Annotated in this window: 15 protein-coding genes; 5 read left to right on the top strand and 10 right to left on the bottom strand. The window is 37.7% G+C overall.

From position 1 onward, the window contains the following. Positions 1-76 precede the first annotated feature (76 nt). Genes H3R33_RS03610 through H3R33_RS03600 form a run of 3 tightly spaced genes read left to right on the top strand, consistent with a single transcriptional unit; the run spans position 77 to position 3,669 of the window. The gene (locus H3R33_RS03610; protein ID WP_347401041.1) at positions 77-862 is read left to right on the top strand and encodes an inositol monophosphatase family protein; all 786 of its coding nucleotides are present in this window, start codon (positions 77-79) and stop codon (positions 860-862) included. A 25-nt stretch (positions 863-887) separates the two neighbouring features. After that, positions 888-2,147, top strand: a complete 1,260-nt coding sequence (gene serA / locus H3R33_RS03605) for a phosphoglycerate dehydrogenase (RefSeq protein WP_198185330.1) — start codon at positions 888-890, stop codon at positions 2,145-2,147. 37 nt (positions 2,148-2,184) lie between these two features. After that, complete coding sequence (locus H3R33_RS03600; protein ID WP_198185329.1) at positions 2,185-3,669, top strand: YifB family Mg chelatase-like AAA ATPase; 1,485 nt, start codon at positions 2,185-2,187, stop codon at positions 3,667-3,669. Here the strand turns inward: H3R33_RS03600 and metC are convergent. After that, positions 3,661-4,884, bottom strand: a complete 1,224-nt coding sequence (gene metC / locus H3R33_RS03595) for a cystathionine beta-lyase (protein WP_198185328.1) — start codon at positions 4,882-4,884, stop codon at positions 3,661-3,663. The two genes, H3R33_RS03600 and metC, sit on opposite strands and share 9 nt — an antisense overlap. 275 nt (positions 4,885-5,159) lie before the next feature. Between metC and H3R33_RS03590 the strand changes: the two genes are divergently transcribed. Continuing rightward, positions 5,160-5,816 (top strand): endonuclease/exonuclease/phosphatase family protein, encoded by a 657-nt coding sequence (locus tag H3R33_RS03590; protein ID WP_155566812.1) that lies wholly within the window; start codon positions 5,160-5,162, stop codon positions 5,814-5,816. On the opposite strand, the gene cls is transcribed toward H3R33_RS03590, so the two are convergent. Beyond that, complete coding sequence (cls, locus tag H3R33_RS03585) at positions 5,811-7,247, bottom strand: cardiolipin synthase (RefSeq protein WP_198185327.1); 1,437 nt, start codon at positions 7,245-7,247, stop codon at positions 5,811-5,813. The two genes, H3R33_RS03590 and cls, sit on opposite strands and share 6 nt — an antisense overlap. A 67-nt stretch (positions 7,248-7,314) precedes the next feature. Between cls and H3R33_RS03580 the strand changes: the two genes are divergently transcribed. After that, a complete protein-coding gene (locus H3R33_RS03580; RefSeq protein WP_110438004.1) occupies positions 7,315-7,710 on the top strand; it encodes a YraN family protein in 396 nt (131 codons plus the stop codon). Here the strand turns inward: H3R33_RS03580 and H3R33_RS03575 are convergent. The 8 genes from H3R33_RS03575 to purC all read right to left on the bottom strand — a co-directional run bounded on the left by H3R33_RS03575 (position 7,707) and on the right by purC (position 13,094). Beyond that, positions 7,707-8,072 (bottom strand): hypothetical protein, encoded by a 366-nt coding sequence (locus tag H3R33_RS03575; protein ID WP_198185326.1) that lies wholly within the window; start codon positions 8,070-8,072, stop codon positions 7,707-7,709. The two genes, H3R33_RS03580 and H3R33_RS03575, sit on opposite strands and share 4 nt — an antisense overlap. 122 nt (positions 8,073-8,194) lie before the next feature. Further along, positions 8,195-8,524 (bottom strand): Grx4 family monothiol glutaredoxin, encoded by a 330-nt coding sequence (gene grxD, locus H3R33_RS03570; protein ID WP_155565467.1) that lies wholly within the window; start codon positions 8,522-8,524, stop codon positions 8,195-8,197. A 24-nt stretch (positions 8,525-8,548) separates the two neighbouring features. After that, positions 8,549-8,776 carry a BolA/IbaG family iron-sulfur metabolism protein gene (locus H3R33_RS03565; RefSeq protein ID WP_110438007.1) on the bottom strand — a complete coding sequence of 76 codons (228 nt, stop codon included), beginning with the start codon at positions 8,774-8,776 and terminating at the stop codon, positions 8,549-8,551. A 2-nt stretch (positions 8,777-8,778) separates the two neighbouring features. Next, on the bottom strand, positions 8,779-10,989 hold the full coding sequence (gene purL / locus H3R33_RS03560) for a phosphoribosylformylglycinamidine synthase subunit PurL (protein ID WP_198185325.1): 2,211 nt from the start codon (positions 10,987-10,989) through the stop codon (positions 8,779-8,781). Then, entirely contained in the window at positions 10,989-11,687 is a 699-nt protein-coding gene (purQ, locus tag H3R33_RS03555) for a phosphoribosylformylglycinamidine synthase subunit PurQ (protein WP_198185324.1), read from the bottom strand. Before purQ ends, purL begins: the two co-directional genes overlap by 1 nt. Then, on the bottom strand, positions 11,687-12,088 hold the full coding sequence (locus H3R33_RS03550) for a Rap1a/Tai family immunity protein (protein WP_155568119.1): 402 nt from the start codon (positions 12,086-12,088) through the stop codon (positions 11,687-11,689). Before H3R33_RS03550 ends, purQ begins: the two co-directional genes overlap by 1 nt. Then, complete coding sequence (gene purS, locus H3R33_RS03545; protein ID WP_198185323.1) at positions 12,085-12,327, bottom strand: phosphoribosylformylglycinamidine synthase subunit PurS; 243 nt, start codon at positions 12,325-12,327, stop codon at positions 12,085-12,087. Before purS ends, H3R33_RS03550 begins: the two co-directional genes overlap by 4 nt. Then, positions 12,324-13,094 carry a phosphoribosylaminoimidazolesuccinocarboxamide synthase gene (purC, locus tag H3R33_RS03540; protein WP_110438012.1) on the bottom strand — a complete coding sequence of 257 codons (771 nt, stop codon included), beginning with the start codon at positions 13,092-13,094 and terminating at the stop codon, positions 12,324-12,326. Before purC ends, purS begins: the two co-directional genes overlap by 4 nt. Positions 13,095-13,159: the final 65 nt, after the last annotated feature.

The raw sequence follows: 13,159 nt of genomic DNA, 5'->3' as shown, positions 1-13,159 counted from the left end.
AACAATTTTAATGTTAAAATTATAAATCAATTAATTTTTTTACCTTTATCACCTATTGTCTAATCAGGAAAATATAGTGAAGAATTTAAATTCTTATCTTCAGATTGCTGAACATGCCCTTCAAGAGGCACAAAAAGTTATTCGTCCCTATTTTAGACATTCAATTCATGCAGATGACAAATATGATGAATCCCCTGTAACAAAAGCCGATCGTGAAGCCGAACAAACAATCCGACAAATCCTAAAACAAGAAACACCCGATTTTGGAATTATTGGAGAGGAATATGGATCAGATAATATAAATTCCAAATTTCAATGGGTTATAGATCCAATTGATGGAACCAGGGCTTTTATAACAGGCCGTCCCTTATTTGGAATATTAATCGCCTTATTGTATGAGGGTAATCCTGTATTGGGAATCATTGACCAACCGATACTCAAAGAGCGCTGGATCGGTCTTGAAGGGTATGAAAGCCAATTTATTTCTGAATTTGGTGGTCATATAGGTACAAGAAAATGTATTGACCTTTCCATAGCCGAAGGTTCTTGCACTGCACCTGAAATCCTTGATCATTCTCCAAACACCCGTTGGAAATCATTATGCCAAAAAATCAAGAGAATGAGCTGGGGTGGAGATTGTTACGCATATGGTTTATTGGCATTGGGTCAAATTGACCTCATAATTGAATATGGCAATAAAATTTGGGATTGGGCGGCCTTGGTTCCAATCATAAAAGGAGCCGGAGGATCAATAACCGACTGGAATGGAAATTCCCTATCTCTTCAAAACAATAATAAATCTGTGCTAGCTTTGGGTGATCCAGACTTAAAACAGGACGTTATCAAAATTTTAAATTTTTAGTTTCTATATATTAAAGAGAAAATTAATGAATTCACATCTATCATTACCCAAAGACAAAATTCATATTCTTTTATTAGAAGGTGTTCATCAAAGTGCCGTCGATTTATTAAAAAAGAATGGGTATAACAACATTACCTATCTTAAGACAGCCTTGGAGGGTGATGCTTTAAAAAAAGCGATCAAAGGTGTACATTTAATCGGTATTCGCTCCCGTACACAATTAACCAAAGAAATCTTGGATGAAGCCGATAAACTGATTGCTATTGGATGTTTTTGCATAGGAACAAATCAAGTTGATCTTAATGCTGCACGCAATCTGGGTATTCCTGTTTTTAATGCCCCCTTCAGCAATACCCGTTCGGTGGCGGAATTGGTAATGGGTGAAATCGTCATGCTTTTAAGGCGCATTTTTGTTCGCTCATCCGAATGTCATAAAGGGCTATGGGACAAAAGCAGTATAAACAGCTGGGAGGTAAGAGGAAAAACTTTAGGAATTGTGGGATATGGATCCATCGGATCACAATTATCAATTTTAGCCGAATCTTTTGGATTACAGGTTATATATTATGACATAGTTGATAAGTTAAGTCATGGAAATGCGCGTCCTGTCCAATCATTGAAAGATCTTTTACAGATAAGTGATATTGTTAGCCTGCATGTGCCTCATAATAAAGGCACTATCAATCTGATAGGCGAAAAAGAGATAGCCTTGATGAAACCCGGTTCATTTCTTATCAATAACGCTAGAGGACAGGTTGTTGATATTGATGCCCTTGTACAAGCATTGAAATCCAATCATCTTTTAGGTGCGGCAATTGATGTATTTCCTGTAGAACCCAAAGTTAAAGGTGAGGAATTCACTTCACCATTACGCGGATTGGATAATGTTATCCTAACACCTCATATCGGTGGATCCACAATCGAGGCGCAAGAACGAATTGGTCGGGAAGTAGGAAATAAGTTTATTGAATATTCGGATGTCGGTTCAACCCTAAGTGCCGTAAATTTTCCAGAGGTTCAGTTGCCAATCCGTTTAAAAGGCACACGATATATGCATGTTCATAAAAACATTCCTGGCATCATGCAAAAAATTAACAACATATTTACCAAGGTCAACGCCAATATTTCCGCTCAATATTTACAGACGGATGGTGAAGTGGGTTATGTTGTCATTGAGGCAACAACCGATGGGGATAAGGAAGTTGATATTGAAATTTTGCGAGCCTTACGCAATCTCGAGGGAACGATCAGGGCTCGAATCCTTTATCGTCCAAATGAGTTGTAATTAATTAAAATTTTAAAGGCAGGATCCATATTCTATAATGTCAATAACCAGAATATCAACTTTTGCCTTTTCTGGTATTGATCCTATTTCTGTGGAAATTCAGGTTCAAATTTCTCGAGGCTTACCGGCATTTACAATTGTTGGTCTGGCTGATAAGGCCGTGACTGAATCCCGTGAACGTGTTAAGGCCGCCCTTATTTCAATGGGCATAGCCTTACCACCGAAACGGATTTTGATAAATCTTTCTCCAGCCGATATTATTAAAGAGGGTACTCATTATGATTTGCCTATTGCATTGGGACTGTTGGTCGCTTTGGATATTATTCCTGAAGAAATGTTATTGAATTATGCAGCTGTTGGCGAATTATCACTTGATGGAAAAATTAGTGCTGTCAACAATGTAATTTCAGCAACTATTGGAGCTGTTTCTCAAGAAAAAGGTTTGATTTGTCCAGCCATACAAGGAAGCGAAGCCCTATTGGGTGGAGATATAGATATACTTGCTGCTCCCGATCTGCTTTCAATCATCCAGCATTTTTTAGGAAAACAGATTTTAACGCCTCCTAAAATGTTACAGTCTCCAAAAACCTCCCATGATTATGATTTGTTTGATATCAAAGGTATGGAAAGTGCAAAACGTGCCCTGGAAATTGCCGCTTCAGGTGGGCATTCAATGTTGATGATTGGGCCGCCAGGATCTGGCAAATCCATGCTTGCAACAAGATTGCCCAGCATTTTACCTGATTTAACCGTACAACAATCTTTAGAGGTTACTCGTATTTATAGTGCTGCGGGATTATTAAACGGTTCTGTCCCTATCAAACAACCTCCCTTTCGAAACCCTCATCATTCTGCCAGTCAAGTTTCATTAACTGGAGGAGGAATAAAAGTGAAACCGGGTGAAATAAGCTTGGCTCATCATGGAATATTATTTTTGGATGAATTTCCTGAATTTACGAGGAACAGTCTTGAAGCATTAAGACAACCGCTTGAAAATGGTAAAATATCTATTGCCAGAGCGATGAATCATATAACTTTCCCTGCGAAATTTCAATTAATTGCCGCAATGAATCCCTGTCGATGTGGATATATGGGCGATACAGAACGTGAGTGTCATCGTGTCCCCCGCTGTGGTGAAGAATATACTCGTAAGATTTCTGGTCCATTATTGGATCGTATCGATATTGTTACCTATATTGAACCGATACAACCACTCGATATCGTTTCCATACCGAATGGTGAAAAAAGTGTAAAGGTTGCAAAACGTGTAAAAAAAGCCAGAGAAAAACAATTTGAAAGACAGAACAATTTAAATTGTGAATTAAATAATAATCAAATATCATTATCTGCCTCGGTGGCGGAAATAGTAGAAAAAGCTTCAGTGCAATTACGCCTTTCTGCCCGAGGCATCACAAGATTATTGAGGGTGGCTCTTACAATCGCAGATCTTTCAGAAAAGGATGAAATTGATATTTCTAGTATTACTGAAGCGTTGTCCTATCGAAAACGTAATCTATTTTAACGTTTTATCAAAAGCTTGTTTTAAATCTTCAATCAAATCATTTTCATTTTCTAAACCGATATGAAACCTACAAGCCGAACCAGTTAAAGTTCTGCTTTTATATTTCCTTCTTATCTCTCCATCAGTGAGTAAAACCAGACTTTCATATCCCCCCCAAGAAGCACCAATTGAAAAAATTTTAAGATGATTAATCATTTCAATAACTTTTTGCAAAATAATATTTTTTTTGAAAACCACTCCAAATACACTGCTTGCACCTGTATAATCTCGTTTCCAAAATTCATGCCCATAACAACTTGGCAATGCGGGATGAAGAACCCGCTCAACATAAGGTTGCCGACTGCACCAGTGTGCAATTTTTAATCCGGTCACTGATTGTTTTTCGAGTCGCGCTGCCATAGTTCTCAACCCACGCAATGTTAACCAGCATACATCTGGCGCTGCCACCTCTCCCATGGCGACAGCATAATCCCTTAAAATATGCCAGTCATCATCACATTTAACTGTAATGGCACCAAGTACTAAATCTGAATGACCATTGGCATATTTTGTTAATGCCTGAACAGATATATCCACTCCATGCTCGAAAGGCTTAAATATACCTATTCCCCATGTATTGTCTAATATTAGTTTAGCTCCATATCTATGAGCTATTTCAGCCGTACCGGCAATATTCTGAATTTCAAAACTATGACTACCGGGACTTTCCGTAAATATTAATTTCGTATTGTTCTGAATATAGGTTTCAATTTCACCAAGATTACAATCAGCAGGGTAGTAGCTGATTTCAACTCCAAATTTTTCCAAAACAGTCTCTGCAAACCGTTTGGTTGGACCATAGATACTGTCAATTATCAAACAATGATCACCTGACGACAAAAAACCTAATAGAGGTATAGTACAAGCCGCCAAACCCGATGATACTACTTGACAATGTGATCCTCCTTCAATTTGGGCAATAACTTGCTCAAGCTGATGCTGATTTGGTGAACCCATTGCTCCATAAAGCGTTTCATGTTCATACTTACCTTTTTCCGAACGACGCATAGCCTCAACTGAAGGATATATAACTGTCGATCCCCGTGCGAGCGGATCATTTACAAACACACCTTTCTCGGGTAATGAGTAGGTCTGTCTACCTATTTGGACCAAAAATGTTGACAAAATTTTCCATCCATAGGAAACGGCCAATTCTTCAGATGATATATAAGACATGCTTTAACCTTTTTGATAAAAAATCTTTTACTTACTGAAAAATCATTTTATAAAGATTTGTCATATTTTTATATTTAAATACTGTTAGCAATAATTGAAATTCATACTTTATAATATTTGCCAATTAGTAATTGTTATCGATAATTAATTATCCCAAAAATGTTACTAAAATTCTTATATATTGAAACACAAAGATTAATTCTTAAATTTGTTGGATCAGAAATAGGTAGTAATATTAATTATATTATCAGATAACTATCCAAGAATATCAATTCATGACCCTTTCAATTACGCCACATTACAAAATTCCTAACATTCCTAAAATATTTTCTCAAATGAAAATTATCAGCTGGAATTTGTTAAGAAAAATTGGAGCATCTCCATATGACGTTGCTTATTTGATCAATAATCACAAACCTGATTTATTGTTAATGCAGGAAGCAACAGAGGAAATTAATATTTTACCCGATCTTGTTGGTGGTTATTACAGTCGTTTTCCATTACCTGGCAGAATTCATGGTGTTGCTTGCTGGAGTCCTTACCCATTTTTTTCGCCACCCACGATTTGCGATTTACCCCGAGGCACGTTAATCAAACGTGTTGCCCAATTGATCGATTATGGAAATTTCTGGATAGCTAATGTCCACCTATCCCATGGTCAGATATTGAACCGTAAACAATTACAGGCTCTTGCCGGTATTCTACCTGATCACGCTGCAGTTTTAGGTGACTTTAACCAGATTGGTCCCGCATTATTACATGGATTCAGAGATGTTGGGCCCAATGAACCAACACATAAAATGGTCAATCTTGTGCCAATTCGTCTCGATCGTTGCTTGATCAAGGGTATGGAATGTATTGCAAGTCAGGTTTTATCCAGATTTACATCCGATCATCATCCAATAATGGTGATACTACGTCCAGTCTTATAAATATGGAAGCAGCAATCGAGTGGTAGCATCTCTTAATTTTACCAAAAAGAATCTTTTTTCAAGCTCTTTTAATTTTAATAGCTTGTTTTTATGCAATATAATGAAATCGTCAATTTTTTCTGAAAATTTTTCATGATAAACTTCCATATTGATTTCAAAATTCAATCTTAAACTGCGCATGTCAATATTTGAACTACCCACAAAGGACCATAAACGGTCAATAACCATCAGTTTGGAATGATTGAAAGGAGGTTTGGCCAACCAGATTTTACATCCATAACGTAAGGGTAATTTATTGTTTATGTTTCTGGCCCAATCAACCAAAAACTGATTGCTTTGTTCAGGGGTAATTATATCAATTTCCACCCCTCGAATGGCAGCCATACATAACAATGATAGAAAACGGTCATCTGGCAAAAAGTAAGGGGTCATAATCCTTATTGATTTACGCGCCAAACTTATTGCCTGCATCATTGTATATTTGATTTTTTCCATATCTGAATCAGGACCAGCGGTTATAATACGACATACCATATCTCCTTCCTCTTTCACTTCTGGAAAAAATTTTTTATCATCCAGCTTTTCCGATGTAATAAAAAACCAGTCCTGCAAAAAAGCTTCGGTTAATTCATGAACAATGGCGCCTTTTACTCTAAAATGAGTGTCTGAAACCGGATTTTTAGGGCATTTTGATAACACGTTTACAGCAGCGATATTTAAACCTCCTATAAACCCAATCTTTCCATCTACCACCAAAATCTTCTTATGAGTTCTTAGGTTTATAAACGCCATTTTCCAGGGAAGAAATGTATGCATAAACCTGTCTATACGAACGCCATGAGCTTTTAAATATTTGGCAATGGGACAATAGAAATAACCGCTACCTATTCCATCGACAAGTACACGGACAACAGCGCCCCTTTCATGTGCCCTGATTATTGCATCGGCAAATTTCCTGCCAATATCATCACTTTTAAGAATATAAGAGGATAAGAAAACGCAACTTTTTGCAGAATTTATTGATTCCAGCATAACGGGATAGGCTTCATCCCCATTATGATATATATCAATATTATTTCCCTTTAATAATGCCCTTTGTGTAAAGCTTTCTACAACTTTAGCCAATGGATAAAAATGACCTTGAACTGTATAATTAAAATTGCTTTTGGTAAATTTATGATGCCAAGGCCTGTGTGTGGCCAATTTTTGTGCCTTTCGGGTAACACGATTTATACCAAACATAAAATACAGAATAAAACCCGTAATTGGCATTATCCACGAGAATCCGATCCATCCTATTGCAGCTTTGGTATCTCTCACATGTTTCAAAACATGATATGTAACCACTATTAATAAAAATAATCTTAGAACCGCCATTACCCAATCTTGCTTGACATCAATAAAAAACAGATAAGTATAAAAGGCAGTCATAAAATTCCATTCCAAATAATTAACAACATATATTTTTATTCTATTTTAATTATGTTATGTTTTAATTATGATCAAATTTAGTAATCGTCAAAACGATTTTAATTCTTATTCTTTCACCAATAAAAATTATTCTGCTGGATTATTTGCTGAAGAAAAAGTAGCGAGCTATTTAAAAAAACTTGACTGGAACATATTGAATCAAAGATACCGCTGTCCATTTGGAGAAATTGATTTAATTGCACAACGTGCTGACTATATATTGTTTGTGGAAGTAAAAAAAAGAAAAACCTTGCGTAAAGCTCTTTTCGCTCTTACTAATAGACAAAAACAAAGATTGATTAATTCCGCGAATTGTTATCTTGAAACATATAACATGAATAATATCAACAATGTTCAATTTGATTATATTATACTAGATTCTCAAAATCGAATTGAACATCTTGAAAATATTACCGCTTATTAGCTGCGATGACGACGAGCTTTAGATTTTTTATGGGATGAAACATTATATAGAGCGTTTCTTACCCTCATTTTTCCTAGATTTTTTTGTCTGTAGGAAATTTTATGAACCAATGATGAATAACTTTTTTTTGAACTCGTGTGATAGGCAACATTCCTTAACATTGGATGTCTTGATTTTCTCACAGTACGTTTGACAGAACGGTAATGATGTACTATAGGTGCAGCCGTAAGGGATGCAAGGGTTAACTTACCAGCTTCCGATTCCGTAACAATATGTTGTGCCTTAACAAAAGAAGGCGTTGAACATCCTAATATTGTAATCCCTAAAACCCAATAAAAAGTTTTTTTTACATTTTTTATCATTATCCCAGACCCTTAAACCAAATACCAACCTAGATATCAAGAAACACATTAAAGGATAATTTAGCAAGAATAAAAAGAAATAAAATAGAATTTTTATTCTTGCGTTGTAAAAATTCTACTATTTACTTGCTGATAATATTTTCATCCTGAAAAAGGGTTTTCAATTCGCCAGTGGCATACATCTCGCGAACAATATCACAACCACCGACAAGCTTTCCCTTGACATAAAGCTGAGGAAAAGTTGGCCAACTGGAAAACTCCTTTAATCCCTGCCTTAATTCATCATTTTCAAGAATATTTACATCCTTGAAGGAAACGCCCATATCAGAAAGAATATGAACCACTTTTGCAGAAAAACCGCAACTTGGAAAGTCTGCTGTACCCTTCATGAAAAGAACAACAGGATTGTTATCGATTTCTTTTTGGATTTGTTGAAATAACGGATTACTCATTTATTGTATAATTCCTTGATTAGATTATTTTAATACAGACGTTTGTAAAGCCAAGGCATGTAAATCTTTATCCATATAATTTTCCAATGCCTTATAGACAAGCTGATGTTGCTGAACTTTGCTTAATCCATCAAATTCTTTAGCGCTGATCTTGCAATAGAAATGTCTTCCATCATTTTTCAATGCACCAACATCAATAATAGCATCAGGAAATACTTCGACTAAGCGATCTTTAATTTCTGAAATATTCATCTTTAAACTTTCATTAAATTTTCAAAGAAGGACTTGGACGCAGCTTTCATTCTTGCAATTGTAATCATGGCACCTGATGGCATGACAAGGCTATCCCCACCAGTATACCCTATTAATCTTGCGGCAACACCCTGTTCTTTTGCTTTTGATATAATTAAATCGGCATCAGAAGTCATGACAATATAACGTCCCTGATCTTCACCAAACCAATAGGCTTCTGGTCGCATACCACTTTCAGGAACATCAAGCGTGCAACCGGTATTTCCTGCCATTGCCATTTCAGCAATTGAAATAAGAAGACCACCATCAGATACATCATGACAAGCTGCAACTAGTCCCTGGTTAATAATGGTGCGAACAAAATCACCATTGAGACGTTCGGTATTTAAATCAACAGGTGGTGGGTAACCTGCCTCTTGTCCCATAATTTCCCTGAGCCATAGTGTTTGACCCAAATGACCTTCCGTCTTACCGATTAGAACAAGTTTGTAATTTTTCTGTAAAGCGTTACCCACTGATTTTGAAATATCTTCAATAACACCTAAACCACCAATGGCAGGTGTAGGCAATACTGAAACATTTTCATTTTGTGCATTACGTGTTTCATTATAAAGTGAAACATTTCCACTGACAACAGGAAAATCTAGTGCGTTACAGGCATCTTTCATACCTTCAATAGCAGCAATAATCTGTCCCATTATTTCAGGTTTTTCCGGATTACCAAAATTTAAATTATCGGTTATTGCCAGTGGTTTGGCACCTACTGCGGTAATGTTGCGCCATGCTTCGGCAACAGCCTGTGCTCCACCCTGATATGCATCGGCTTGACAGTAACGGGGTGTACAGTCTGTTGTTAACGCAAGACCTAAATGATGACCATCAACCTTTACCACCGCTGCATCACCTTGTCCTGGACGATAGACTGTCTGACCGCCAATCGTGCTGTCATATTGATCCCATATCCAGGAACGGGATGCCAAATCAGCACAACCCAGCAATTTTATGACGGATTTTTCAATATCGATAGTAATATTTAAAGGCGCGATAGGTTGTGGTGCAGGATAATTGGAGGATGGTCGTTTATAAAGTGGTGCCTCATCAGCCAGGGGTGCAAGGGGAATATCAGCTTCTGTCTGGTTATGATGTTTGATAACAATACGTCCCGTATCCGTCAGATGTCCAATAATAGCAAAATCCAACTCCCATTTTTCGAAAATTTGCTTGGCAATCTCCGTTCGATCTGCACGCAAGACCATCAGCATTCTTTCCTGACTTTCGGAAAGCATCATTTCATATGCTGTCATCTGGTCTTCACGTTGCGGAACGTGATCCAAATTCAGCTCAATACCGACACCACCTTTTCCGGCCATTTCCACAGCCGATGAGGTCAGACCAGCAGCGCCCATATCTTGGATGGCAACAATGGCATCCGTTGCCATTAATTCTAGACAGGCCTCAATCAGCAATTTTTCAACAAATGGATCTCCAACCTGGACGGTAGGCCGCTTTGATGCTGAATCCTCATCAAATTCCGCAGAAGCCATTGTTGCCCCATGAATGCCATCACGACCCGTTTTGGAACCAACATAAATTACAGGGTTACCTACCCCAGCTGCAGCTGATAAAAATATACGGTCTTTTCTTGCAATTCCAACCGTCATTGCATTGACAAGCGGATTGCCGTTATAACTTTCATGAAAATTGGCTTCTCCACCGACTGTAGGAACACCTACACAATTTCCATATCCTCCGATACCCCGAACCACTCCATCCACAATATGACGAGTCTGGGGATTATCGGGGCTACCAAATCGTAAAGCGTTCAGGTTGGCAATCGGTCGTGCACCCATGGTAAACACATCACGCAAGATACCGCCAACACCTGTTGCCGCACCTTGATAAGGTTCAATAAAAGAGGGATGATTATGGCTTTCCATTTTAAAAACCGCCGCCAAACCCTCGCCAATATCGACAACACCAGCATTCTCACCTGGACCGTGAATAACCCATGGAGCTTTTGTCGGAAGATTTCTTAACCATGCACGGGAAGATTTATAAGAGCAATGTTCTGACCACATGACCGAAAAAATACCCAATTCGGTCAGGCTGGGTGTACGCCCCATGATAGACAAGACTTTCTGATATTCATCAGCAGATAAACCGAACTGTTTTGCCAAAGCTTCATTTACAACCAATTTTTGTATCTTACTCATCAAGCCAAGGTCTCCATAATACCCTGGAATAAAGGTTTTCCATCTTCACTTCCCATTAAGGGATTCACCATATCTTCAGGGTGAGGCATCATTCCACAGATTCTTCCATTCAAACTTACAATACCAGCTATGGCATTAATGCTGCCATTTGGGTTTAACTGTCTATCTTCCGGATTTACAATTCCATTTGCTGAGCTATATCTGAAGGCAATCTGTCCCTCTCCTTCAAGCTGTGTTAAGGTTTCTGAATCACAAAAATAATTTCCATCTCCATGCGCAGTTGCTGTCTTGAAAACATCACCTTTATTCCACCCGCATGTAAAAGCGGTATCATTTCGTTCAATCTTTAAATGACAATCACGAGATAAAAATCTTAGGCTTGCATTCGGTAGCAAAGCACCGGGAAGTAATTTGGCCTCGGTCAAAATCTGAAAACCATTACAAATTCCAAGAATATATCCCCCTTTATTCCCAAAATCACAGATTTCTCTCATTATTGGTGAATGTGCCGCCATTGCACCACAACGCAAATAATCCCCATAACTAAATCCACCAGGCAAAACGATCATATCCAAAGAAGGTAAAGTTGTTTCACGATGCCAAATAATAACGGGAGTTACACCCGTTACCTGTTCAAAGGCAATCACAACATCTCGTTCACGATTGGTACCTGGAAAAACAACGATACCTATTTTCATTACCTTACCCCAACAGATGCGTTTTTACATGGATAAGATTCATGCAAAGCACTAAAGACAGTCGCTCCTGCTGGCTGGTTCAATTGATCTGGATGTGTCTTCATATAATCAATAACTTTTTGACGCATTTCATTGCCAGATACGGAGGGATCAATGCAAAAACCGGCCGGTGCCTTGGGATCGCCTTCATTTTTGGCATAGACTTTTGAAAATGCGACAGAATCAGCAATACCGCTAATATAAATATTACATGCCCTAACCGTCTGTGATTTTTGACATAATTGCAGAAAATCGGCAGCTTTAACTTTACTCACTCTTTGCGCCTGCACTGTTGTATTTGCGCAAGCCATTAACAAAGCGATACCGGATACAGTAAATAATATTTTCTTACCTATACTCATGATAAAACCTCGACTTCAAAATCTTCGATAACACTATTAGCCAATAAATTTTGAGCCATTTCAGTTGTCTTTTTTTTGGCTTCACTTACTGACATTTCTGATAATTCAAGATCGACTACACGTCCAACGCGTACATCTTTTACTTCATTAAAAGACAGATTATGCAATGCATGGTTAATCGCCTTACCTTGTGGATCGAGCACACCCTGTTTCAACTGAATAATCAAACGTAATTTCATTCCATATGCTCCGGATTGCTACTTTCTATAACCTCAAAATTTTTTTCAGGAATAATTTTCAATCGCTTGGCGATTTCCTGATAGGCTTCTTCCACTTTACCAAGATCACGACGGAAGCGATCCTTGTCAAGTTTTTCACCACTTGCCATATCCCAAAAACGACAATTATCAGGTGAGATTTCATCTGCCAAAACGATATGAAATTCATCATCTTTCCATAAACGTCCATATTCAAGCTTGAAATCGATCAGCTTGATTCCGATACCCGCGAACAATCCTCTGAGAAAATCATTGATACGTAAAGTATAACTTACGATTTCATCCATTTCCTGCAAGGTCGCCCAATTGAATGTTGTAATATGATCTTCCAGAACCAGTGGGTCATTCAGTTCATCATTTTTCAAATAATATTCGACAATGGGACGGGGAAGTTTTTTCCCCTCATCCAATCCCAGACGTTTGACAATACTACCCGCCGCAACATTTCTGACCACAATTTCCAAGGGAATGATCTCAACAGATTTTACCAGTTGTTCCCGCATATTCAAACGACGGATAAAATGGGTAGGTATATTAATTTCAGCAAGCTGCAACATCAAATATTCGCTTATGCGATTATTCAATACACCCTTCCCCGTGATTGTACCCTTTTTTGCACCGTTACCAGCCGTTGCATCATCTTTAAAATATTGAACAATTGTTCCAGGTTCAGGTCCTTCGTAAAGAATTTTTGCCTTACCTTCATAAATTTTTCGCCGACGGGTCATTATGTCCCTTAATTTTACAATGTGATTAAAATAAATTGAAATAATAAGTACTTGAAATACAAGCA

Source organism: Commensalibacter sp. B14384M2, from assembly GCF_016101865.1.
GTDB classification, from domain to species: domain Bacteria; phylum Pseudomonadota; class Alphaproteobacteria; order Acetobacterales; family Acetobacteraceae; genus Commensalibacter; species Commensalibacter melissae.
The sequence above is the reverse complement of the archived record's forward strand: the minus strand, read 5'-3'. Positions and strand labels throughout refer to the sequence as shown.